28 protein-coding genes are annotated in these 22,966 nt (G+C 64.2%); 8 read left to right on the top strand and 20 right to left on the bottom strand.

What is annotated here, in order from left to right:
- Positions 1-2: 2 nt before the first annotated feature.
- Positions 3-1,313, bottom strand: a complete 1,311-nt coding sequence (locus tag NKH95_RS08645; protein ID WP_127297546.1) for an ABC transporter substrate-binding protein — start codon at positions 1,311-1,313, stop codon at positions 3-5.
- 223 nt (positions 1,314-1,536) lie between these two features.
- Entirely contained in the window at positions 1,537-2,442 is a 906-nt protein-coding gene (gene gcvA / locus NKH95_RS08640) for a transcriptional regulator GcvA (protein ID WP_023810703.1), read from the bottom strand.
- A gap of 110 nt (positions 2,443-2,552) precedes the next feature.
- On the opposite strand from gcvA, the gene NKH95_RS08635 reads away from it, so the two are divergent.
- Positions 2,553-2,738, top strand: a complete 186-nt coding sequence (locus tag NKH95_RS08635; protein ID WP_023810702.1) for a hypothetical protein — start codon at positions 2,553-2,555, stop codon at positions 2,736-2,738.
- Positions 2,739-2,775: 37 nt separating this feature from the next.
- Here NKH95_RS08635 and NKH95_RS08630 read toward each other — a convergent pair whose 3' ends face one another.
- Positions 2,776-3,735: a sugar-binding transcriptional regulator gene (locus tag NKH95_RS08630; RefSeq protein WP_023810701.1), complete on the bottom strand. Its 960-nt coding sequence runs from the start codon at positions 3,733-3,735 to the stop codon at positions 2,776-2,778.
- Between the two features lie 259 nt (positions 3,736-3,994).
- Between NKH95_RS08630 and NKH95_RS08625 the strand changes: the two genes are divergently transcribed.
- Positions 3,995-4,627, top strand: coding sequence for an HAD family hydrolase (locus tag NKH95_RS08625; protein ID WP_352440557.1), 633 nt, complete (start codon positions 3,995-3,997; stop codon positions 4,625-4,627).
- 5 nt (positions 4,628-4,632) lie between these two features.
- On the opposite strand, the gene NKH95_RS08620 is transcribed toward NKH95_RS08625, so the two are convergent.
- The 8 genes from NKH95_RS08620 to ureC form a co-directional block, all read right to left on the bottom strand.
- Positions 4,633-5,400 carry a class II aldolase and adducin N-terminal domain-containing protein gene (locus NKH95_RS08620; protein ID WP_292338211.1) on the bottom strand — a complete coding sequence of 256 codons (768 nt, stop codon included), beginning with the start codon at positions 5,398-5,400 and terminating at the stop codon, positions 4,633-4,635.
- 82 nt (positions 5,401-5,482) lie between these two features.
- Positions 5,483-6,127 (bottom strand): urease accessory protein UreG, encoded by a 645-nt coding sequence (gene ureG, locus NKH95_RS08615; protein ID WP_013528407.1) that lies wholly within the window; start codon positions 6,125-6,127, stop codon positions 5,483-5,485.
- Positions 6,124-6,564 (bottom strand): DUF3995 domain-containing protein, encoded by a 441-nt coding sequence (locus NKH95_RS08610; RefSeq protein WP_352891340.1) that lies wholly within the window; start codon positions 6,562-6,564, stop codon positions 6,124-6,126. Before NKH95_RS08610 ends, ureG begins: the two co-directional genes overlap by 4 nt.
- Positions 6,561-7,232 (bottom strand): urease accessory protein UreF, encoded by a 672-nt coding sequence (locus NKH95_RS08605; protein WP_023810697.1) that lies wholly within the window; start codon positions 7,230-7,232, stop codon positions 6,561-6,563. Before NKH95_RS08605 ends, NKH95_RS08610 begins: the two co-directional genes overlap by 4 nt.
- Positions 7,225-7,818, bottom strand: a complete 594-nt coding sequence (ureE, locus tag NKH95_RS08600; protein WP_023810696.1) for an urease accessory protein UreE — start codon at positions 7,816-7,818, stop codon at positions 7,225-7,227. Before ureE ends, NKH95_RS08605 begins: the two co-directional genes overlap by 8 nt.
- Entirely contained in the window at positions 7,815-8,420 is a 606-nt protein-coding gene (locus tag NKH95_RS08595) for a glutathione S-transferase family protein (protein ID WP_023810695.1), read from the bottom strand. Before NKH95_RS08595 ends, ureE begins: the two co-directional genes overlap by 4 nt.
- A 44-nt stretch (positions 8,421-8,464) precedes the next feature.
- A complete protein-coding gene (locus tag NKH95_RS08590; protein ID WP_023810694.1) occupies positions 8,465-9,058 on the bottom strand; it encodes a hypothetical protein in 594 nt (197 codons plus the stop codon).
- A 92-nt stretch (positions 9,059-9,150) separates the two neighbouring features.
- The gene (ureC, locus tag NKH95_RS08585) at positions 9,151-10,863 is read right to left on the bottom strand and encodes an urease subunit alpha (RefSeq protein WP_502895176.1); all 1,713 of its coding nucleotides are present in this window, start codon (positions 10,861-10,863) and stop codon (positions 9,151-9,153) included.
- Positions 10,864-11,045: 182 nt separating this feature from the next.
- On the opposite strand from ureC, the gene NKH95_RS08580 reads away from it, so the two are divergent.
- The gene (locus NKH95_RS08580; protein ID WP_352440556.1) at positions 11,046-11,429 is read left to right on the top strand and encodes a hypothetical protein; all 384 of its coding nucleotides are present in this window, start codon (positions 11,046-11,048) and stop codon (positions 11,427-11,429) included.
- A gap of 129 nt (positions 11,430-11,558) precedes the next feature.
- The gene (locus NKH95_RS08575) at positions 11,559-12,047 is read left to right on the top strand and encodes a hypothetical protein (protein WP_352440555.1); all 489 of its coding nucleotides are present in this window, start codon (positions 11,559-11,561) and stop codon (positions 12,045-12,047) included.
- A gap of 20 nt (positions 12,048-12,067) precedes the next feature.
- On the opposite strand, the gene NKH95_RS08570 is transcribed toward NKH95_RS08575, so the two are convergent.
- The 5 genes from NKH95_RS08570 to NKH95_RS08550 are packed head-to-tail and all read right to left on the bottom strand — an operon-like array spanning position 12,068 to position 14,431.
- Positions 12,068-12,373: an urease subunit beta gene (locus NKH95_RS08570; protein WP_352891339.1), complete on the bottom strand. Its 306-nt coding sequence runs from the start codon at positions 12,371-12,373 to the stop codon at positions 12,068-12,070.
- An 8-nt stretch (positions 12,374-12,381) separates the two neighbouring features.
- Positions 12,382-12,969 carry a HupE/UreJ family protein gene (locus NKH95_RS08565; protein ID WP_128304229.1) on the bottom strand — a complete coding sequence of 196 codons (588 nt, stop codon included), beginning with the start codon at positions 12,967-12,969 and terminating at the stop codon, positions 12,382-12,384.
- Positions 12,970-13,001: 32 nt separating this feature from the next.
- Positions 13,002-13,256, bottom strand: coding sequence for a DUF1272 domain-containing protein (locus NKH95_RS08560; RefSeq protein ID WP_027161066.1), 255 nt, complete (start codon positions 13,254-13,256; stop codon positions 13,002-13,004).
- A 10-nt stretch (positions 13,257-13,266) separates the two neighbouring features.
- A complete protein-coding gene (locus NKH95_RS08555; RefSeq protein WP_015314510.1) occupies positions 13,267-13,569 on the bottom strand; it encodes an urease subunit gamma in 303 nt (100 codons plus the stop codon).
- Positions 13,570-13,597: 28 nt separating this feature from the next.
- A complete protein-coding gene (locus tag NKH95_RS08550) occupies positions 13,598-14,431 on the bottom strand; it encodes an urease accessory protein UreD (protein WP_502895174.1) in 834 nt (277 codons plus the stop codon).
- Positions 14,432-14,647: 216 nt separating this feature from the next.
- Between NKH95_RS08550 and NKH95_RS08545 the strand changes: the two genes are divergently transcribed.
- The 3 genes from NKH95_RS08545 to NKH95_RS08535 all read left to right on the top strand — a co-directional run bounded on the left by NKH95_RS08545 (position 14,648) and on the right by NKH95_RS08535 (position 16,986).
- On the top strand, positions 14,648-14,902 hold the full coding sequence (locus NKH95_RS08545) for an acyl carrier protein (RefSeq protein WP_013528393.1): 255 nt from the start codon (positions 14,648-14,650) through the stop codon (positions 14,900-14,902).
- A gap of 5 nt (positions 14,903-14,907) precedes the next feature.
- Positions 14,908-16,116: a beta-ketoacyl-[acyl-carrier-protein] synthase family protein gene (locus NKH95_RS08540; protein ID WP_128304230.1), complete on the top strand. Its 1,209-nt coding sequence runs from the start codon at positions 14,908-14,910 to the stop codon at positions 16,114-16,116.
- 165 nt (positions 16,117-16,281) lie between these two features.
- Positions 16,282-16,986: a glutathione S-transferase family protein gene (locus NKH95_RS08535; protein ID WP_128304231.1), complete on the top strand. Its 705-nt coding sequence runs from the start codon at positions 16,282-16,284 to the stop codon at positions 16,984-16,986.
- A 23-nt stretch (positions 16,987-17,009) separates the two neighbouring features.
- Here NKH95_RS08535 and NKH95_RS08530 read toward each other — a convergent pair whose 3' ends face one another.
- The 4 genes from NKH95_RS08530 to NKH95_RS08515 form a co-directional block, all read right to left on the bottom strand.
- On the bottom strand, positions 17,010-17,357 hold the full coding sequence (locus tag NKH95_RS08530; protein ID WP_352553299.1) for a hypothetical protein: 348 nt from the start codon (positions 17,355-17,357) through the stop codon (positions 17,010-17,012).
- Positions 17,358-17,442: 85 nt separating this feature from the next.
- Positions 17,443-18,063 carry a nucleoside triphosphate hydrolase gene (locus tag NKH95_RS08525; protein ID WP_352891337.1) on the bottom strand — a complete coding sequence of 207 codons (621 nt, stop codon included), beginning with the start codon at positions 18,061-18,063 and terminating at the stop codon, positions 17,443-17,445.
- Positions 18,064-18,173: 110 nt separating this feature from the next.
- Positions 18,174-19,274: a hypothetical protein gene (locus tag NKH95_RS08520; RefSeq protein WP_352793355.1), complete on the bottom strand. Its 1,101-nt coding sequence runs from the start codon at positions 19,272-19,274 to the stop codon at positions 18,174-18,176.
- 345 nt (positions 19,275-19,619) lie between these two features.
- Complete coding sequence (locus NKH95_RS08515) at positions 19,620-21,392, bottom strand: methyl-accepting chemotaxis protein (RefSeq protein ID WP_352891336.1); 1,773 nt, start codon at positions 21,390-21,392, stop codon at positions 19,620-19,622.
- Positions 21,393-21,882: 490 nt separating this feature from the next.
- On the opposite strand from NKH95_RS08515, the gene NKH95_RS08510 reads away from it, so the two are divergent.
- Positions 21,883-22,767: a D-alanyl-D-alanine carboxypeptidase family protein gene (locus NKH95_RS08510; RefSeq protein ID WP_352891335.1), complete on the top strand. Its 885-nt coding sequence runs from the start codon at positions 21,883-21,885 to the stop codon at positions 22,765-22,767.
- Positions 22,768-22,966 lie beyond the last annotated feature (199 nt).

The raw sequence follows: 22,966 nt of genomic DNA, 5'->3' as shown, positions 1-22,966 counted from the left end.
CCTTACTTGATGTATCCGCCTTCGGTCATTGCCGCGGTGGCAGCGTCCTGGGCCTGCTTCAGGGCATCGTCGACGCTCGACTGGCCGGCAAGAGCCGCCGAGAAGAGCTGGCCGACAGTGGTGCCAAGACCCTGGAACTCAGGGATGGCGACGAACTGCACGCCGACATAGGGCACCGGCTTGACGGTCGGATGCGTCGGATCGGCGGCGTTGATGGAGTCCAGCGTCATCTTGGCGAACGGAGCCGCCTTCTGGTATTCGGCATTGGCGTAGAGCGAGGAGCGCGTGCCCGGAGGAACGTTGGCCCAGCCTTCCTTCGAAGCGACGAGTTCCGCATAATGCTTGCTGGTCGCCCAGGAGACGAATTTCTGGGCGGCATCGGCCTTCTGCGTGCCGGCGGGGATCGCCAGCGACCATGCCCACAGCCAATTGCCGCGCTTGCCCAGGCCATTGTCGGGTGCCAGCGCATATCCAACCTTGTCAGCGACCTGCGATGCCTTGGGATCGGAGACGAAGGACGCAGCGACGGTGGCGTCGATCCACATGCCGCATTTGCCCTGCTGGAACAGCGCCAGGTTTTCGTTGAAGCCGTTGGAGGACGCACCCTCAGGGCCGTCGGCCTTCATCAGGTCGACATAGAACTGCAGCGTGTTCTTCCATTCCGGCTGATCGAACTGCGGCTTCCAGTTCTCGTCGAACCAGCGCGCCCCGAAGGAGTTCGACATGGCGGTCAGGAAAGCCATGTTCTCGCCCCAGCCGGCCTTGCCGCGCAGGCACACGCCGTTCACGCCATTGGCGCGATCGGTCATCTTGTCGGCGGCCTGCCTGATGAAGTCCCAGGTGGGCGCGTCGGGCATCTTCAGTCCGGCCTTCTCGATCAGGTCCTTGCGGTACATGACGAAGGAGCTTTCGCCGTAGAAGGGCGCGGCATAGAGCTTGCCGTCGACCGAAAGGCCGCCGGCGATGGCCGGGATGATATCCTTGGCGTCGTAGTCGTCGCCGAGCTTGTCGAGCGGCAGCAGCCAGCTCTGCTTGGCCCAGATCGGAACCTCATAGGTGCCGATGGTCATCACGTCGTACTGGCCGCCCTTGGTGGCGATGTCGGTGGTGACGCGCTCGCGCAGCACGTTTTCTTCGAGCGTAACCCAGTTGAGCTGGATGTCGGGGTTCGCCTTGGTGAAGTCCTCGGTCAGCTTTTGCATGCGGACCATATCGCCATTGTTGACGGTGGCGATGGTGATGGATTCGGCATGTGCGGCGAACGCAAGCGTGCTGGCCGACAACAAGCCCAGGGTGAGCGTGCGAAGTTTCATCAAATTCCTCCCTTGAACCAAGATGAGCATTTGCCTTGGCTTTGGGCAATTACTCACTTGGCGTGAATTATGTCAAGCCGGATTCGATGCTGCAGCGCAGCACCCGGGCAAACCGCAGGCCGGGACGAGCGGAAATTGCCAGGGCGAGGATCGTCCCGGCCGCAACAGTGAGGCAACAGCGGATAGATCTGCGAGAACCAGGTGCAGCCCGGAAGCTTGCCGGTCAGCAGGCGATCTCGGCCAGCAGCCAGTCGCGGAAGGCACGGATCTTCGGCACGTTGCGGCGCGCCTCGGGATAGACCAGCCAATAGGCATGGCCGTCGTCGCCAACCAGATCGAAAGGTTGGATCAGGCGCCCGTCCGCGAGTTCCGCCTTGAACAGCGCCCTGGTCAGGATCGCGACGCCATGACCGGCGATCGCCGCATTGGCCTCATAGGCCTGCGCGCCCATGCTGCTGCCGGGCCGCTTGGCAAGATCGTGCGAGTGCACGCCAGCAGCCGAGAACCATTCCGTCCACCAGATGTCGCCGGGATCGAGGATAGGCAGCCGCAAGAGGTCGGCCGGTTCCCTGACGCCGCCGATGGTCGCCGCGAGTTTCGGGCTCAGCATCGGCGTGAAGTCGGCATCGAGCAGCTTGTGCGCTTCCAGGCCCGGCCATTTGCCGCCGCCCGAGCGGATGGCGATATCGGTATCCTCGCGGGCAAAGTCGGTCAGGCGGCTCGACGTTTCGAGCCGCACCGCCAGCGACGGATGGGCGATCTGGAACGACCCCAGCCGGTGCGCGAGCCAGTTCGAGGCGAATGTCAGCACCGTCGTGACGCACAGCAAGCCGTCGGCCCCGCCACGCACCGCGGCATAGGCCTGGCCAAGGATGGCGAAGGCCTCGCTGACCGCAGGTGCCAGGCGCTGCCCGGCCTCGGTTAACACGATCTGCCGCGGCCGGCGTAGGAACAGCGGCGCGCCGACACGCTCCTCCAGCACCTTGATCTGATAGCTGACCGCCGCTTGCGTCATGGCGAGTTCGCCGGCGGCCTTGGTGAAGGAAAGATGCCGCGCCACCGCGTCGAACACCCGGATCGCCTGCAGCGGCGGGAGTGGCGAAACCTGTCGCGAGCCGAGGTCCGGCATAAGGCCTCCTTATGGATCATGATCGATGTTCGATTGGCAAAGACCGCCGGCAAGACCGACATTCCCAGTCAACCCGTCATTCGGGTCCAGGATAGCGAAGGTTGACGATCATGACCATGGCGCAGCAAAAATGCACTCCCGCACCGGATCACCGCTGGTTTTCGTGGCTGACGGATGGATTCGGCTGGTTCGCGACCAAAAAACGGGCACATCTCGATATCAGGGACCTGTCGCCGCATCTGCAGCGCGATCTCGGGTTTCTCGATGGCAACGACCCTTTCGGGCGGCACGGCTAGTGCGGTTGGCCTTATCGCAAACCGGTTGTGGGTCCGGTCAGATGCCAGCCAGCAGGGCGGCGGCGGTCCGTTCATCGGTGATGAGGCCGTTGATCAGCCGCCGGTTCGCGGCCGCTAGGATGCCTGGCAGCTTTCGTTCGCCCATGGCCAGTGCGATGACCAGCGATTTCTCGCGTGACGGTAGCGAAGCCGACGACACCCGGTCGTTGGTGATGCCCTCGATCATGCGGCCCTCCCTATCAAACACCCAGCCGACGATCTCCGCGATGCCGCCGGCCTTCTGCAGCGCCTTCAATTCGCTCTCCGAAATGAAGCCGTCTTCGTAGAGCGGCGCCTTGGGGCCGAGATCGCCGATGCCGATGAAGGTGACGTCGGCTTCCGCCGCCAGCGCCAGCGTCGGCTGGATCATCGGCTGGTTGAGCAGCATCTCGCGCTCCTCCGGCGACGAGGCGATGACCGGCAGCGGCATCGGGAAGGAGCGCGCCTTGACCCTGTCGGCCATGGTGAAGATGACGTTGTAGAAGGCGGCCGAGCCGTCCGGCGAGATGTTGCCGGTCAACGACACCACCTTGTGCTGCGGGCATTCCATTGGCGGCAGCTGCTCGATCGCCGCCTTTAGCGTGCGACCGGTGCCGATCGCCATGACGATCGGGGTCGGCGACCGCAGCCGCCGCTCGATCTCGGCGGCAGCCGCCTCGGCGATGCCGATCGTGGTCGAGGACGAATTGGGGTCGCTCGGCACCACCTCGACCAGATCGAGCGCAAAGCGCGATCTCAGCCGTGCCGCCAGATCGAGACAGTTGGCGATCGGATGGTCGACGCGAACCTTGATCAAGCCCTCCGACACCGCCAGCGATACCAGCCGCTGCGCCGTCTGCCGCGAAATGCCGAGCGTCGAAGCGATCTGGTCCTGTGTGTTGCCGGCAACATAATAAAGCCAGCCGGCGCGCGCCGCATCGTCCAGCCTGTTGCTGCCACCATCCTGCCGGCTATTCAAAGTCCTGCCTCCCGAGACCGCCGGTTGTGAGAGCGGCCCATGCCCCACTTTCGCAGGGAACGGCCAACTGCGCAATTGTCAATCTCGGGAGCAATTGCTTGCTGTTCATCGACGTAAGCACGGCCCAGTTTTTCTTCTCCCACGAAGTCTCTGTCGCCAAAGAGACTTGGCCGCGGTCTCGGCAGGCGGCAGGTTCTTGCGCTCCGAAGGTTTATCTCCCGGCTCAAACCCTTTAAGGGATGGCAAAAAGGAGCCTCACATGATGCCGAAAGCGGTTTTCTGGGACATGGACGGCACGCTTGTCGACAGCGAACCGCTGCATGAAGCAGCCCTGATGGCGGCGATGCGCAATGTCGGCCTTGTCCCGCCGGACGATCTGCATGAGCGCGTGCTCGGCGTTGCCGCCTGGCCGGTCTACGAGATGATGCGCGACGAGTTCGGCCTGGACCTGCCTTTCGACGACTGGATCGTGCGCAAATACGAACACTACCTGCCGCTGGTGGAGAGCCTGAAGCCGCGCCCCGGCGCGATCGAGATCTTCAACGAGCTGCGTGCAAGAGGCATCCAGCAGGCCGTGGTCTCGAATTCGGACCGGATGATCGTCGACGCCAATCTGAGCATGGTCGGCCTGATCTACCCCGGCATGAAGACGATCAGCCGCAACGATGTGCGCGAAGGCAAGCCGCATGCCGAGCCGTTCCTGCGCGCCGCGTATCTGGCCGGCGTCGACCCCGCGCACGCCGTGGCGATCGACGACAGCTGGCCGGGCGCCATGGCAGGGCTGGCGGCGGGCATGAAGACGATCTTCTGGCCGGAAACGCCGATGGGCGGACCGCCCGGCGCCGTCGTCATCAACAGCGCCGAGGAATTGCGGGCTGAACTGGGCCTGTAAGGCAATCAGTTCCGGTAGGCCGGTTCCTGCTCGTCGAGGATCGCCTTCAATTCGCTGAGATGGCGTTCGGCCTGGCCGGGATAGTCGTCCATCTCGCTCGCGGCCTTTTCGGCGATCGCATCTGACAGCGTGCGCAGCGGGCGGCCGGTCCAAAGCGCCTTGATGTAGGTCTCGGCGGCGCGTTCGAAATAGAACATGCGGTTGAAGGCATCGGCGACCGTATCGCCGATGACCAGCACGCCGTGATTGCCCATCACCATCACCTTGACCTTGGGATCGACGAGAAGCTGCGAGCAGCGCTCGCCCTCCTCCTCGAAGGCCAGCCCGCCATAATGCGCGTCCACGACATGGCGATTGAAGAACATCGCCGAATTCTGGTCGATCGGCGGCAATGTCGAGTCAGCGAGCGATGCCAGCACCGTGGCGTGGATCGAGTGCACATGCATGACACAGCGCGCGTGACGCACATTGCGATGGATGGCGCCATGCAGCCCCCACGCCGTCGGGTCGGGCGCATTGGGGCCGGAGAGCGTTTCTGGATCGTTGGCATCGATCATCAGAAGGTCGCTCGCCTTGATGCGCGAGAAATGCACCTGGTTGGGGTTCATCAGGAATTGTGTGCCGCCATCATTGACGGCCAGCGAGAAATGATTGGCCACAGCCTCGTGCATGTTGAGCCGCGCCGTCCAGCGGAAGGCGCAGGCGAGATCGACGCGCTCCTCATAGTAGGGCAGGTTGGTCAGCGTTTCCTTTTGCAGACGGGCAAGGCTCATCGAAAAATCCTCCGGTTTCGGCAAGAATGCCGTGGCCAGTCGATCCCCGCAACCGGTTTTGGTTGGTGCAGGGATAGCTGTCTCACGCCGCCGTGCTGGCAGCGGCAGCGCCGGCTCGCAGGCCGCCATGCTCGATGATGAAATCGATCACCTCCTGCAGCCCCTTGCCGCGCGACAGGTCGGTGAAGCCGAACGGCCGCTTGCCGCGCATGCGGCCGGCGTCGCTCTCCATGACATCGAGGTTGACGTTCACGTAAGGAGCAAGGTCGCTCTTGTTGATCACCAGGAAATCGGAGCGGGTGATTGCCGGCCCGCCCTTGCGCGGGATCTCCTCGCCCTGGCAAACCGAGATGACATAGAGCGTCAGGTCGGCGAGATCGGGCGAGAAGGTGGCGGCGAGGTTGTCGCCGCCGGATTCGATGAAGACGATGTCGAGATCCGGGAATTTCCTGTTCATCTGCGCGATCGCCTGCAGATTGATCGACGCGTCCTCGCGGATGGCGGTGTGCGGGCAGCCGCCGGTCTCGACACCCATGATGCGGTCCTCGGGCAGCGCCTGCAGCCGCGCCAGCATCATGGCGTCTTCCTTGGTGTAGATGTCGTTGGTGACGACGGCGATGGAAAACTCGTCGCGCAGCGCCTTGCACAGTTTTTCGGTCAGCGTCGTCTTGCCCGAACCGACCGGGCCGCCAATGCCGACGCGCAGCGGACCATTTGTCTGTGTCATGTCGGAAACTCCGTGATGGCGAGGATGGCAAAGCCGAGCCCGATCAACAGGCACAGCGGCGAATAATAGCGGACATCGAGCCGCGCGAAAGGCTGTTCCGGCGTCAGCCGCCGCCACCACGGCGTGAAGCCGGCTATGCCGCGTCCCAGGAACACCAGACCGATGAGCAGCGAGGTGGCGGCGAGCCCCTCCTGGGGGAAGGGCGAGGCAAAGACGCCTATGAGCGCAAGCGGCCACAGCGTCGCCAGGCACAGGCACGCGGCGACGGCGAAACTGGCGAACGGCGTCGGCATCTCATCGATGCCGCGAAAGCCGACGACGGCGTGAGCGCAGGAGGCCGCATCCTGGCCCGGCCAGTTGCCGCCAAGGCCCCAATAGGCGTGCAGCGCGGTAATCAGGAGTAGAACGGTCGAAAGCGAGAAGGCGAGAAGGATCATGAACGGAACAATCGCGAATACTGGGTTTCGTGCTTCATCGCCATGACATCGGAAACGAAGGCGCAGCCACCGAGATCGTCGAGTGTCGAGCGCGCGGCGCGGGTCGCGGTCGCCAGGGCCAGTGGCTCGAAGCCGGCCAACAGAGCTGTGGCTTTGCTCTGGCCGACGATGCCAAGCCGGATCGCTGCCTGCACGAGGTTGGAGAAGAAGGTTTGCAGGAAGGCCGACAGCGCGTCCTGAAGCCCGATGCCGTTGCCGCCGGCAATGGCGCCGACGGCGACGCAATAGGCGCATTCAGCCGGCAAGCGCTCCAGCACTGGATTTGGCCAGGCCGCCGCCGCTTTGAGGAAGGCCGCACCCTGCAGCATGGTTTCGGTGTGGCGTTCGCGCGAGCCGGCCAGCGCCTCCGCGAGTGCCGCTACTTCATCGAGATCGCCTGCGTTGCGCGCGCGGCGCCAACTCTCGGCGAACAGCACGGCATCGTTCCAGCCGGAGCCCATCTCGACCAGCGTTTCCAGCCAGCAGGCGAGGCTGTCGGCATCGGCAATCAGCCCGTCATGCACCGCGCGCTCGAGACCATGGCTGTAGGAAAAGCCGCCGACCGGAAAGGCAGGCGACAGCCACGCCATCAGCCGCAGCAGGGCGATGTTCGAAGGCTGGTCAGTCATGATCGTGGCGATGGCCGGCATGACTGTGCGAATGGGAATGCGCTTCGCCATGAGAATGGCTGTGCGCTTCCGCGTGGCTGTGCGCATGCGCATGGCCGTGATCATGGCTTTGCCCATCATGGCCGGAATAGGCACCGCGCACCGGTTTGAACGGTTCGGACACGTCGGTCACGGTGGCGCCCAGCCCCTCCAGCATCGCCTTGATGACATGGTCGCGCAGGATGAGGATGCGCCCGGCCTCGATGCTCGCCGCGAGATGGCGATTGCCGATGTGCCAGGCGAGCTCGGCCAGATGCACGCCGTCGCGGGCGCGGATGTCGTAGACCTCTTCCGGCGCCGCGATGATCTCGATATGGCCGCCATCCTCCAGCACCAGACGGTCGCCATCGTTCAAGGCGACGGGCTCGGGCAGGTCGACCAGCACCTTGCTGCCGTCGGCAAGCTCGATGGCGCGGCGGCGCAGATGGCGTTCGTCATGGGCGAGAATGGCCCGGCCGGACGGTAGGGTGGTTCCGGCATTGCCGGCGGACAGCACGGAGACGGCGCGCGGGAATTTGGTGAAGTCGGTGTTGAGGTTGAGCTTCATTTCATGGATCCTCCATTTGCTTGTGCCCGCACACGCGCAGGCCGCGCCAGCACGCGGTCGAAATAGGCGTTGACGCGTTCGGACTCGATCTCAAACCGGCCGGCACGCGCCCAGCCGCCCATGTCGCCGAGCAGCACGTCGACGGCGGAAAACCGAGCGCCCAGCGCAAACGGTTTGTCGCCCAGCCGCCGCTCCAGCGCCTTCAGCTCCGAGGCAAAATCGTAAGCCGCCGCAGGACCGACATCGACGCGTACGTCCTTCGGCAGCAGGAAGCGATGGCGCAATTTGTTCCACAGCGGCGCTTCAAGCTCGCTCTGCGCAAAATGCATCCAGGAATCCATTTCGGCGCGACCGGCTAGGCCTGGGTTGGCGCTCATGCCCATGTCCGCGTGCTTGTCGGCGAGATAGACGCAAATCGCCGCCGAATCCGTCACCGTCAGTTCGCCATCGATGAGGATCGGCACCTTGCCCGATGGGTTGAGCGCATAGGCTTCCGGTGAGCGCAGCCTGACCTCGACGAATTCATAAGGCTGCCCGAGCTCCTCGAGCATCCAGAGAACGCGGCTGACCCGGGATCCGCGCGATCCAACGGCCTTGTACATGTCGAACCCTGCCTTTCCCCAACAAGCTAGACCATCGCGTTCGTTCAGACGATGGTGTCGAAGAGCCGCAGGATGAACGATATCTGATAGATGAGCGCCGCCGTCACGAAGGCGATATGGAAGCGGCGGTCGCGCACCAGGATCGCAATGATGCAAAGCGCGACGAAGACCGGCGTGCGGAACAGGTACTCGCTGCCGAAGCGGGCGAAATGCTCCGGCCCCTTCAGCAGCGTGTCGACCACGTCGAGCATATAGGTCGCCGCCAGCAGGCCGAAGAACCACGCCCGGCGCGAATAGAAGAAATCCTCGTAGCTGGTGTAGTCCAGCATCGAATCGGGAAACAAAAGCGCGCACAGCAGGAACAGCGTGATCGCGTAGAAGATGATGAACAGATACTTGCCGAAGGTCCAGGTTTCGATGGCGTAGAGGCCGAACTCCCACCACCAGAAATGCACCAGCATCAGGAGCACCGAGACGACCCAGGCCAGATGCACGGGATAGAGCTTGTATTGGCCGGGATGCTGGACGATCCGCGCCACCCCCGACAGCAGGCGGGCGACGCCAAGCCCGATCACCATGCCCATGACGATGCGGATATGCGGGAAGATGTCGTGGGCGGAAGCGATTTCGGTGGCCATGCTCGATCACAATGCAACTGGTGGTCGGCCGCATATTGCTGCCTCCCACCAAGGGCTGCAACGGATAAGGCTCGCCCGGTCGAATCGCCGCTTCAAAACAGAAAATACCTCTGCGCCATCGGCAGCACCGTCGCCGGTTCGCAGGTGAGCAATTCACCGTCGGCACGGACCTCGTAGGTTTCCGGGTCGACTTCGACATGCGGCGTGGCGTCGTTGAGCACCATCGAATGCTTGCCGATGCCGCCGCGGGTGTTTTCAACGGCGACGAACTGCTTGTCGACGCCAAGCCTGCCGTGCAGGCCTGATTCGAGCGCGGCTTTCGAAACAAAGGTCACCGACGAGTTGGTCCTTGCCTTGCCATAGGCGCCGAACATGGGCCGGTAGTGCATCGGCTGCGGCGTCGGGATCGAGGCGTTGGGGTCGCCCATCGGGGCGGCGGCGATCATGCCGCCGATCAGCACCATGTCCGGCTTGACGCCGAAGAAGGCCGGGTTCCACAGCACCAGGTCGGCGCGTTTGCCCGCCGCGATCGAGCCGATGTCTTTCGACAGTCCATGCGCGATGGCCGGGTTGATCGTGTATTTGGCGATGTAGCGGCGGACGCGGAAATTGTCGTTGTTGCCGGTCTCCTGCGGCAGCGAGCCGCGCTGGCGCTTCATCTTGTCGGCGGTCTGCCAGGTACGGATCGCCACTTCGCCGACGCGGCCCATGGCTTGGCTGTCCGATGAGATGATCGAGAAGGCACCGATGTCGTGCAAAATGTCTTCCGCCGCGATGGTTTCCTTGCGGATGCGGCTTTCGGCAAAGGCGATGTCTTCGGGGATCGACGGCGACAAATGATGGCAGACCATCAGCATGTCGAGATGCTCGGCCAGCGTGTTGACCGTGTAGGGCCGCGTCGGGTTGGTCGAGGACGGGATGACGTTGGGCAGGCCGCAGACCTTGATGATGTCGGGCGCGTGGCCGCCGCCGGCGCCCTCGGTGTGGAAGGCGTGGATGGTGCGGCCCTTGATAGCCGCGACGGTGTTCTCGACAAAGCCGGATTCGTTCAGCGTGTCGGTGTGGATCATCACCTGCACGTCATAGTCGTCGGCGACCGACAGGCAGCAGTCTATCGCCGCCGGCGTCGTGCCCCAGTCCTCGTGCAGCTTCAGCGAGCAGGCGCCGCCCAGCACCATTTCCTCGAGGGCTGCGGGCAGCGAGGCATTGCCCTTGCCCGACAGGCCGATGTTCATCGGGAAGGCATCGAAGGACTGGATCATGCGGGCCATGTGCCATGGCCCCGGCGTACAGGTGGTGGCCAGCGTGCCGTGCGCCGGACCGGTGCCGCCGCCGAGCATAGTGGTGATGCCTGACATCAGCGCCTCTTCGATCTGCTGCGGGCAGATGAAGTGGATATGCGCATCGAAGCCGCCCGCGGTCAGGATCTTGCCCTCGCCGGCGATGATCTCGGTGCCGGGACCAATGATGATGGTGACGCCATCCTGCGTGTCCGGATTGCCGGCCTTGCCGATGGCCGTGATGCGCCCGTCCCTGAGGCCGACGTCGGCCTTGAAGATGCCTGCGCTAGCATCGATCACCAGCGCGTTGGTGATGACGGTATCGACGGCGCCTTGCGCCCTGGAAACCTGGCTCTGGCCCATGCCGTCGCGGATCACCTTGCCGCCGCCGAATTTCACCTCTTCGCCAAGGATGGTGAGATCCTTCTCGACCTCGATGAACAGTTCGGTGTCGGCAAGGCGCACTCTGTCGCCGACCGTCGGGCCATACATCTGCGCATAGGCGGCGCGGGTAATTCTGGCCATCAGCGATTGCTCCTGAAATGCGGTTTGCCGAAATGCGGTGGGATTGAAGCGCGGCTGCACATTGCTGCCATCCTATGGTCACGCAATGACCCGCTGGGCGACACCTTCTGATCCCATTTGGCGGTTGAGGTTAGGGGGTCACCCCAGACCGACCGTTTGCCAATCGATGGAAAGGAAAATCCATGCGCAAAACAATAATTCTTGCCGCTGCTGCCAGCCTGATGCTGGCGGGCGCCGCGGGTGCCCAGCAGCAACCCGCGCCACAGCCCGCTCCGGCGCCGGCAACGCCTGCTCCAGCCACGCCCCAGGCTCAGCCTGCGGTGCCGACGATCCAGAGCGTCAACATCGTCGACATCACCGAGCTGCCGAAGGACACCCAGACGCAGGTCAACCAGGTGATCGCCCAGCGTGGCGATGACGGCCTGAAGAAACTGCGCAGCTCGATCGACGCCACGCCCAAGGTGAAGTCGGCGCTGGAAGCCAAGGGGCTCAGTTCGGCGCAAGTCGTCGCCGCCAGCATGGAACCCAATGGCGCACTGACCCTGATCACCAAGAAGGCGAGCTGACGAGACGGCACGGCGGGCCGGCATCCGGCCTGCCGGCCGCATCGGGAAAGGAACCTTCGCCGGGCGGGATTCGTTTTGTTCTTTTCGCGCTAACCCGCGCCCCGAAACGACTTCTCTCAGGAGCGAGCGATGGCGATCACTTCTTTCTTGACCAGAATGCAGGCAGTCGCCGCCACGGCGTTCTTGGCGGCGGCAGGGTCTGTTGCCGGATTGAAAGCGCAAGGGCTGGAAAGCACGGAGACCGTCAACCGCATCGTCGGCTCGCACGTCAAGCAGGAAGAGGCCAAGGCCACCGCCGAAGCCCGCAGCGTCAACACGGCGATCGACCGCACGCGTGAAAACATCGGTACGGTGCGCAAGACGTCCAAGCTCGACAAGGTCGACATCGTGTTCCTCACCGACGCCGCGCGCAGCGAAGGCGGCCCGCCGCCGGAGATCGAAAGCAAGGTCAAGCAGCATCAAGACGACATCACGGAGCTGCGCAAGGAGATCGAGGCCAACGCGCTGCTGTTCAACGCCATCGAATCGCGGCGCGTGCAGGCGCAGGATGTCCTCGCCGTCGAATTCGACAATCCCGGAAAGATCGTCATCTACGCCGCGGCCAAGCCATCGAACTGAGCTGAGCGCGCCGGGAGATCTCACAGCTTGCCCATCACCTTCTGCTGAAATCCGTAGACCTCGCGCTTGCCGCCGAGCGGCACCAGCGTGACGTCGCGCTCCTGGCCCGGCTCGAAACGTATGGCCGTGCCCGCGGCAATGTCGAGACGCATGCCCCTGGCACGCTCGCGGTCGAATTTCAGCCCCTCATTGGTCTCGAAGAAATGGTAGTGGCTGCCGACCTGGATCGGCCGGTCGCCGCTGTTGGCGACTTTCAGGGTGACGGTCGGCAGGCCCTTGTTGAGCTCGATGTCGCCGTCCACCGTGATGATCTCACCGGGGATCATGGTCACCCTCACACGATGCCGAAGGCGAGGCCGATGCCGATCGCCGCGCAGGCGGCACCGGCAGTACGGGCCAAGCCGCGGAACCGGATGCCGAGACCGAGACCGGCGGCGATGCCGGTGGCATGCAGCAACAGCGTGGCGATGGCAAAGCCGGCCATGTATTCAAGCCCGCCGGCATTCTCCGGCACCTCGGTGCCATGCGCGTGGCCGTGGAACAGCGCGAACAGGCCGATGATGGCGACGCCGGCCGAGACCGGCAGATCGACCGCCAGCGCCACCAGCAGCCCGAGCGCCACGATTGAGGCCAGTATGCCGGGTTCGACGAAGGGCAGCGGCATATGCAAAATGCCCAGCGCGCCGCCGACCAGCATGACACCGACAAAGGCCGCCGGCCAGGCAAGAACCGCCTTGCCGCCCTTGATCGCTGCCCACAGTCCGACCGCGATCATCACCGTCATGTGATCGAGCCCGGAAAGCGGGTGCATGAAGCCGGCCGTGAAGGAGGAGGCCGTGCCGATGCCGACATGGGCATAGGCCGGCATGGCAGCGGCCAGCAGCAGGATCGCCGACAGGGAGAGGCGTTTGGCAGGGATCATTCTATTGCCTTTCGTTTTGCTCGGTCTGGTGTTTACGCCGCCTTGCGGGGGCCGCAGCCTTCGGCCTTGAGAACGCGTTTACTCGACGCCGGGTATTTCTTCAGCATCGCTGCCGGGCGGATCGGCCGCGCCGAAAAACCACCGCCGCAATTGGGGCAGATGCCGCCCAACACCTGTTCCACGCATCCGGCGCAAAAGGTGCACTCGAAGGTGCAGATCAGCGCATCCGTCGCCTCGGGCGGCAGGTCCTTGTCGCAGCATTCGCAGTTGGGACGCAGCTCCAGCATCCTGTCCTCCTCAACGGATCGGTTCGTGCACGGTCACCAGCTTGGTGCCGTCGGGAAAAGTCGCCTCGACCTGCACGTCATGGATCATCTCGGCGATGCCTTCCATGACTTGCGCGCGGCTGACGACATGAGCGCCGGCTTCCATCAGTTCGGCGACCGGACGGCCGTCGCGGGCGCCTTCGACGACGAAGTCGGTGATCAGCGCGATCGCTTCTGGATGGTTGAGCTTGACGCCGCGTTCGAGCCGCTTGCGCGCCACGATCGCCGCCATGGCGATCAGCAGCTTGTCCTTTTCCCTCGGCGTCAGGTTCATGCGTTTCCCTGGATTGGTAGAGACAGGCCTATAGTGACCATAATTTGGGCAACCCCGCCCTTCCGTTGAGCAATTCGACGAGTGGAACCAGCCGCTGGCGCAGCCGGTAGCCGTCCCCGGCGTAGAGCCTCGCAAGAAGCTTGCCAGATTTCTTCACGCACCAGGCGCTGGCGCTGCCTTGGTCGCCGACGATCTCCAGAACCTGGTCGAGCAGGGCCTCGGCGTGCGGCGACACCAGAAGCAGCGTCGCCACCGCGATCGCGCCGCCGGCAACGGCCGGGCGGTCGAGCCTGGCGGCGATATCGGGTCCGATGCGGAAATCCTCGGCATGAATGAGGGCGCCATCCTGGCGCACGCGCCAGCGGTCATGGAAGTTGCCCTGCGTGGCGCGCTCGCCCATAGCCAGGCGACCGAAGACGGCGGCTTCCAGCACCAGCGCCTCGGCGCCGACGGCAAGCTCGACGTCGAGCGTGCGGGCAAAGGCCGCCCGGTCGAAGACGATGGTTTCCTGCGGCAGCCAGGCGATGCGGCCGTTTTCCCCGACCGACAAATTGACCCGCACTTCGGCACGGTCGGATGCCGCCCGGTAGATCTTCTCGCAGGCCTGCGTGGTGATCGATGCCGAAGCGGCCGCGCCGACATCCACGTCCCAGGCGATACGGTCGCCGCCGGTCATCCCGCCGGCGGTGTTGATCAGCACCGCTTCGAGCGGATCGGCCGAGACGGCCGGCATTCTTATCTTGGCGGCGCCGTCCTGATAGAGGCGCCGCAGGCGCGTGCGGCCCTCACGGAGCGCGCAGGAAAGCCGCGCGACGCCCGCAACGCGCTGCGTCGAAATCCCGCCATGTTCGCCCATATCCATGCCTGCACGTTAAGCACTCCGGCGGCTTTGTCGATATGGAGTTCGATATAGCTTGTTGCTTGACAACGTTTCGGTTTCTATAGAGGGAACCACCTTGGTACGGTCATGCTGCGCTTGGCGGGGGTATTAAACGACGACGGCGGCTTGATACCAGGAGAAAAAGGGGCGCTGCTCAGTTGGCGTCGGGAAACGTCGAGATAGTGGGGAAGGAACCGAATGGCCGACCAGCTGGCAACGGATATCATCGCGAAGATCAAGGCTCATGCCGAGCCGGGCGGCGAAGAAATCACCACCACCACCGAATTGACCTCGCTTGGCATCCATTCGCTCGAGCTGACGGAGATTATCTTCGATCTTGAGGAAGAGTATGGCATCGAGATCGAGATGAACACGGTCGACGCCTGGAGCAATCTGAAGAATGTCGGCGACATGGTCGAAGCTGTGCGCGCGCTGATCGCGAAAAAAGCCTGAACTGAATGCGGCAGCGCGTTGTCATCACCGGCATGGGCGGCATTTGCGGGCTCGGCACCAGCGCGCCCGCGATCTGGAACGAGATGCGCGCCGGCCGCTCGGCCATCGGCCAGATCACAAGTCCCCAACTGCATGATTTGAAGGTCAAGGTCGGCTGCGAAATCAAGGCGCTTCCCGATCACGGCATCGACCGCAAGCAGACCGTGTCGATGGACCGCTTCAGCCTGCTGGCGACGATCGCAGCCAGGGAAGCCATGCAGCAGGCCGGCCTGACTTCGAATGAAGCCACCACCTATCGGATGGGCACCGTCGTCGGCGTCGGCGTCTGCGGCTGGGAGGCGATCGAAGAGAGCTATCGTGCCATCCTGGTCGAGGGCAAGAACCGCGCCGGTATCTTCACCGTGCCAAAGGTTATGCCAAGCGCGGCCTCCGGCCACGTCAGCATGAGTCTGGGCCTGCGCGGCCCGGTCTTCGGTGTCACCTCGGCCTGCTCCTCATCCAACCACGCCATCGCCTCGGCCGTCGACCAGATCAGGCTTGGCCGCGCCGACGTGATGGTCGCCGGCGGCACCGATGCGCCGCTGGTCTGGGGCATCCTGAAGGGCTGGGAAGCATTGCGCGTGCTGGCGCCCGACACCTGCCGGCCATTCTCGGCCGACCGCCAGGGACTGTCGCTCGGCGAGGGCGCCGGCATGGCGGTCCTGGAGACGTATGAGCATGCCATGGCGCGCGGCGCCACCATCCTTGCCGAGGTCGCCGGCGCCGGCCTCTCCGCCGACGCCTCCGACATTGTCGCTCCGACCGTCGAAGGGCCGACGGCGGCCATGCGCGCCTGCCTGGCCGATGCCGGCTTCAATCCCGAGGATGTCGACTACCTCAATGCCCATGGCACCGGCACCAAGGCCAACGACCAGATCGAGACGGCAGCGATCAAGCGCGTCTTCGGCGACCATGCCTACAAGCTTTCGGTGTCGTCGACCAAGTCGATGCACGCCCATTGCCTGGGCGCATCGGGTGCGCTGGAGATGATCGCCTGCGTGATGGCGATCCGCGAAGGCATCGTGCCGCCGACGGCCAATTTTCGTGAGGCCGATCCCGATTGCGACCTCGACGTCACGCCGAATGTGCCGCGCGAGCGCAAGGTGCGCGCCGCGATCAGCAACGGCTTCGCGTTCGGCGGCACCAATGCCGTGCTGGCCTTCAAGGCCGTCTGAACGCAAAGGCCGGGCGCGCGATCTGCCCCAAGCAGGCCGTTCCGTTGACTGTTCGCGCGCAACGAAACCCTTGCACGCCATTGATCGTGCCGTGCGCCGCGTCTAATCCTTGGCCGACCCGCCAAAACCGCGCCGCTTGGCGCGAATCCTCATTCAGGAGTTTCCATGGCCGACCTGTCCGCCTTTCCGATCGCAACGCGTTGGCCGGCCAAGCGTCCGGATCAGCTCCAGCTCTATTCGGCGACAACGCCGAACGGCGTGAAGATTTCGATCGCCCTGGAGGAACTCGGCCTGCCTTACGAGCCGCATTGGGTCAACATCGGCCAGAACGAAAGCTGGACACCGGAATTCCTGTCGCTCAACCCCAACGGCAAGATACCGGCGATCATCGATCCGAACGGTCCGGACGGCAAGCCGATCGGCCTGTTCGAATCCGGCGCCATCCTGCTCTACCTCGCTGAAAAGACCGGCCTGCTCATGCCCATCGATGCTGCGCGCCGCTACGAGACCATCCAGTGGGTGTTCTTCCAGATGGCCTCGGTCGGGCCGATGTTCGGCCAGGTCGGCTTCTTCCACAAATTCGCCGGTCGCGAGATCGCCGACAAACGCCCTCTGGAGCGCTATCGTGACGAGTCAAAGCGACTGCTCGGCGTGCTCGACGGCCGGCTGAAGGGGCGCAAGTGGATCATGGGCAATGACTACACCATCGCCGACATCTCGCTGCTCGGCTGGGTGCGCAACCTGATCGGCTTCTACGAAGCCCGCGAACTCGTCGGCTTTGACGATTTCGTCAATGTCTCGACATGGCTGGAGCGCGGCCTGGCGCGGCCGGCGGTGCAGAAAGGCCTGACCATCCCCGCCAAGGGATAGCCGAACCAGCCTCCGAAGCGCGGCTATTTTGCCTTCGCTTTGGCTTTCGAACCGCCTTTGCCCATGACGGAAGCAGCGAGCGACGCAGCACCTCGGGCGGCGACCATGACCGCGCCGGCAGCGACGTTGGCCGTCGCCTTGGCCGTGCGCATCGCGCTGCCGCTCACGGAGTCGCTGGAGCTTGCGGGCTTCTTCGGCTTTGCGGCTTTCGGCGCGGCTTTCGCTGCGGTCGGCACCACTTTCTTCGGCGCTGCCTTGCCGAAGGCCGGCTTGGCGTCCTTCGAACGGGCTGTCATCGCCGGGCCGGCGCCGGCCTTGGATTGGGTCGCCTTGCCCTTGGCGGGCGCGGGCTTTCTTGCCTTGATTGCCATTGGACCGAATCCCTCTTTTGGCATAATTGCCGTGTCGGGATAACGGCCTGAAAGTCTTAAGGTTCCCCTTGCGCAATCCGTCGAATCAAGCGGAAAGGCCGATCACCAGATCGGCAGCCCGGCGCCGCGCGAGCACGCGTTCGATGTTGGGCAGGTCGTTGGACGCGATCCAGGCGCGCGCATCTTCGTCGGAGCGGCCATGTCCGTGCCAGCGCTCCATCAGGCGGCGCTCGAGTTCGTTGCGCGGCACGTCGACGAAGATCGAGAAATCGAACAGCGGCGCCAGCCGCGACCACGGCTCTTCGTCGAGCAGCAGGTAATTGCCCTCGACCAGGATGAACTTGGTTTGCGTGGCGACGATCGAGGCGGCGGCGCGCGACAGCTCCATGCTGCGGTCGAAGACCGGGATGGCGATATCGGCTTCGCCGGCCCGGATACGCTTCAGCAAGGTTTCGAAACCGGCAAAGTCAAAGGTTTCCGGCGCACCCTTTCGGGTGCGCAAGCCGCGCCGCTCGAGCACGGCGTCGTCATAGTGGAAGCCATCCATCGGCACGACTTCCGAAGCACCTTCGGGCAGCAGTTCATGCAGCCGCGCCGACAGCGTCGACTTGCCGGAGCCTGGTGGCCCGGCAATGGCCACGATGAAGCGGTTTGCCTTGCCGGCACGCTTGAAGATGGTGGCGGCGAGATGGGCGATTTCGGACATGAGAGCCTCTCTGGCAGGAGCTTCAAATCCACCATGTTCCGCATGATGATTTCGGCCACATCTTGGCGGCAGTTCACGGAAATTTCAAACCCTGCGGCCGCGCAATCCCATCAAGCGGGCGCAGGCTGGCCAATGCGCAGGAAATCGCTGTCGAAGGGAACCTCCCGCGTCGCGCCACCCGTCACCAGTCGTATGCGGCCATCCGCCGTCGTGATCGCCTGTGGCGGCTCGCCGCCGGCCAGCGGAATGGCGCCGATGACATGGCGAAAGGACACGCTTTGGCCTTCGCCCAGTGCAAAGGCGGTCGCGACCCCTTCGCGCTTCAGCCAGTTGTCGCCGATCGAGGCGGCATGGCCGACGGCGGCGCGGCCATCCTCGATGCCGAGCACGCCCAGGTGGCGACCGCTCCAGGGCGCGTAGTCGCGCCCGCCATTACTGAGCCACAGCATGGTGATCGGCAGTTCGGCCGGGTTCTTCAGCACCAGCACCAGATCGTCTTCGGCCTCTCGTGCAAGCGCGGTCCAGCCCGGCCCGCCATGATCCGCCTCGACCAGCGTGAGGAAATCCTCGCGGCGGTCGTCCATGCGGTATTCCGTCAGGTCGAGCGTACCGCCGCCGGCGGCGGGGAATTGGCTGAGATCGGCGGATCGTGCCGGATAGGCCAGCAGGAAGCGGCCGCGTGCGGGATCCGGCTCCAGCGGATCCTCCAGCGTCGCGGCAAACCGCTTCGGCGAAAAGGCCAGCCTGCCGCCGCCCGTCATCGCCGTCATCGGGTGATGCGCGACCGAGATCGCACCATGGCCACCGGAAAACTCATGCTCCTGGTAGAGGAAGGGATGGCCGTCGCGCAGCGTCAGGATCTTGTCGACCGTTGCGCCCATCACCTTGTGGCGCAAGCGGAAGACCGCGCGCCAGCCATCATCCGTTGCGGCACTTTCGGCGATGTCCCAGGCGCTGTTGGCCGGCCAGCCATGCAGCGGCGCCTCCTCGACATCGCTGCGCGAAAACGGCGCGCAGAGAAAATCGCCGGACAGCCGAACCGTACCTTCCGGCAAATTGTCCGGCAGCGTCTCATTCGCATCGACCCAGGGCGCGCGGTGCAGCGGCTTCAGCTGCCGCCCACCACCCTCGACGACCATGTCGGCGATGTGGCCGACCGTGAGGTCGAGCAAAACCGAAATGCCTCGGGCCTTGATGGTCTGGATGGTCATCGCGCTCTCACCGATTCTGCAGGCGCAAACTGGCCTGTTCGGCGGCACTTGCGCAAGCACCGCGACAGGCATTTTGCATCAGTTCTCACCCTCCCACATCGCATATGGATTCTTTCGAAGAGGACCCCCACCCTAACCCTCCCCACAAGGGGGAGGGAACGCTGTCGCGTGCCTTAATTGTTCTTTCTTTGGCGCCGAAAAGACAGGCGACTAGCCTGGGTCGGCGCCAACGGAAGTCTCCCTCCCCCTTGTGGGGAGGGGTTAGGGGTGGGGGTCCGTGCCGGGCAGACATCTCAAGAATTCCACGTGCGATAGCCCTCCCCACAAGGGGGAGGGTGAGCGCAGCTACTGCCGCTTGTATTCCCGCACCGGCGACTTGGTGCCGTCGGTGTAGGTGACCTGCACCGACATCGATTTCACGCTGTCGGCGACCTTGAAATAGGGCTGGTAGTCGTAGGGGATGGCGTAAGGGTCCTTCTTGTCGCAACGCGGCATCTTGATCTCCTTGTCGAGCGCCGCGCCGTTCAGGCTGTAGTGCACCTGTTTGATGGCGCAGCGGTAGGACAGCATCTGGGTGAAATAGACCAGCCCGTGATTGCCGCTGGCATCGAAGGCGATCCACGAGGTCCAGAACTGGTCGAGGATCTGCTTGTTGCCCTGCTGGAGTGCCGCCTCCGGGTCGAAGCGGATGTCGAACGGGCCGGTCTCGCGGCCCCTGATGTCGAGATATTTGATCGCGATGATGCCGGCCACGGTGCTGTCGGGCATCTCGAAGCTCGGATTGGCCATCGGCTTGCCGGTGGTCTGGTCGTTCATGGCCAGGAAACCGGTGTCGGTGAACGGACCGCTGTCGCCCATGCGCCACGAGATGGCGGTCGCCGGCTCCGGCAGCGAGATGGTCATCGACCAGCCCTGGTTCGAGCGCATCGGCGTCAGCGAAGGCACGAAGCGGGCGGGATCGAGCACGTCGCCGAGTGCGGCCAGCCGGCTGCGGCTGCGGTCCAGCCAGTCGGCCAGCTGCGTCTGGTCGACGAAATATGTGAGCAGCCCGCCATCCTTCTCGTAGGACGTGAACTTGGTCAACGCCTTGGCCTCGTTGCGCTTGTCGGCCAGCGTCTGGGCGCCGAGCCGGTCTTCGGAAAACTCCTGCGCCAACAGGAAATAGGCCGGCGCGAAATCTGGATTGGCTGATATGAAGGCGTTGAGCTTGTCGACGCGCTGGGCGTCGTCGAACTGCTGGATATGCACCAGCTTGATCGACAGCGCCTTGCCCTTGTCGGCAAGCGCGCCGAACACTTCGCGGGCGCCGGCCTTGCCGTCCTGCACCCGAAGCAGCGTGGCAAAGCGCGTATAGGGATCGATGGCGTCGACATCGAAGCCGGCAAAGGCGAGGTAGGAGCGCCGTGCATTGAGCATGTCGCCGGACAGCTCGTAGACACGGGCATTGTGGTAGAACTCGTCCGGCCGCTTCGGCTCGGCGATCGCCCCACCCTGCGCGGCAAGGGCGGCAAAGCCCCTGGCGATGGTGTCGATCGAGGCGGCGATCTGCTGAGTCGTTTCTTGCAGCTTCTCGGTCTGCTTCTTCACCTCTTCGGTGGTCTTTTGCACTTCCGCCGTCTGCTGCGTCTGCTGCTGCTGTGCTGAGGCGATCTCATCGGTCTTCTTCGCCACCGTGTCGGTCGACTGCTTGACCTGTTCGACCGTCTTCTGCGTCTGCGTGACGGTCTGCTCGATCTTGGCCACTTTTTCGGTAACGATGCCCATCGACTGCTGTAGCCCGGCAATGGCCGGCACCAGGCTTGCGATCACCCCGTTCTGGGCGTTGGTCTGCTGCTGCAGGCCGTAGACGCCGCCGGCGACGGCCGCCGCTGTTGTGGCGAAGATCAAGGCCGGCAGCGCTCTGGCCGCCAGCACCAGCCTGAGCACGATGGCAATGGCGATGATGATTGCGGCCACCGCGGCGATCAGCGCGATATAGGCGGCGAACGGCGCCAGCGGATTGAGGATGTCGGATACGGCACCCCCGATAAAGGCGACGCTGCCGGCCCATTTGCCGGTGCGGCTGAGCGATGCCCTGATAAGCGAGGGCGCAGCGCCCCCGGCCCCGATGTTCGTCATGCCAAGCCCCCAAGCCCTGAGATACCACGCCCCTTCCCACGGGGAACGCGGCCTTGGCAAGGAAAGACACGGGAAAACCGGCGTTTTCGGGGCGGCTTCGCAGGCTTGGGTTCCTCGCCCCCGAGGCGGAGCAATCGCATATGGGAAGCGGAGGCTTTCGCTCTACGAATACCCCCACCCCTAACCCCTCCCCACAAGGGGGAGGGAGACTTCTGTAGGCGCTGATCTCGGCAACTGTCGATATCTCGACGTCCAAGACGAATAAGAGCGCGCGGCAGCATCCCCTCCCCCTTGTGGGGAGGGTTAGGGTGGGGGTCCATCTTCGCAAAAATCCGTATGCGATTGCCCTGCGCTGTGTAGGGGCGAGGAACTGAGCCCGATGCCCTCGACAATCCTGGGGCTAACCGGCATTAACCAAATGGACGCAACAGCCGCGTTACGTTAGCTTCGTCTCATCTCAGCAACAGCCGACCCCAGAACAGTCCTGCCCTTGTCCAACCCCCTTCCGCTCATCCAGAGAGTTTTCGCGGCACTCGTCCTGCTGGTGCTGCTGGCCGGCTGCTCGACCACGACGCCGCCCGACAGCGTGCTGGCCGTGCCGGCGCCAGCGCAGAAATATGCGGCCATCGTCGTCGACGCCAGGACCGGCAAGCAGCTGTTCGAGGTCAGCTCGACGGCGCAGCGCTACCCGGCCTCGCTGACCAAGATGATGACGCTGTATCTTTTGTTCGAGGCGCTGGAGTCCGGCCGCGTCAGCAAGCAGACGCAGATCCCGGTGTCGGACAACGCCGCCTCGCAGCCGCCAACCAAGCTGCGCTTCCGGCGCGGCGAGAGTATCGACGTCGATTCGGCGATCCGCGCCATCGTCGTCAAATCCGCCAACGACGTGGCCGTGGCGGTCGGCGAATATCTCGGCGGCTCGGAGGTCCAGTTCGCCGCCACGATGACATCCAGGGCGCGCCAGCTCGGCATGACCAGCACCATTTTCCGCAACGCGTCGGGCCTGCCCGACGATGGCCAGATGACGACCGCGCGCGACATGGCGGTGCTCGGCATGGCGCTGCATCAGCGCTTTCCCCAGCAGTTCCACTATTTCTCCGAAAGCGACTTCATGTTCCGCGGCCGGCTGGTGCGCGGCCACAACGACATGCTCGGCCGCGTGCGCGGCGTCGACGGCATCAAGACCGGCTACATCAGGGCCTCGGGCTTCAACATCGTCACCTCCTATAATGCCGACGGCCGCAATTTGATCGTCGTGGTGATGGGCGCCGACTCAGCCCGCCAGCGCAACGACCATGTCGAAGCGCTGATCCAGCGGAGCCTGTCGCCGACCATGGACGGCGCCAAGACCAGGCTGATGTTCGCCGAGCAGTAGTAGGCCGCGGCGCGATTCGCGTCTGGGCGCACGGTGACGGATAGGAATTTTTTCTTGACTCGGTGAGGGCAGCTACGCTACTATTTTGGGTATGGTGCTGAGTCGCGCCAATTGATCCACTGGAAACGTGACCCGCCCGCAAGGCGGGTTTTTTATTGCCCGCCGCCGTGCAGAACCTTGCGCACGTTGGCGGGACAGC

The organism is Mesorhizobium sp. M0848, assembly GCF_040319805.1.
Lineage (GTDB): Bacteria > Pseudomonadota > Alphaproteobacteria > Rhizobiales > Rhizobiaceae > Mesorhizobium.
Note: the sequence above shows the minus strand (reverse complement) of the source record. Positions and strands in the feature narration are given on the sequence as shown.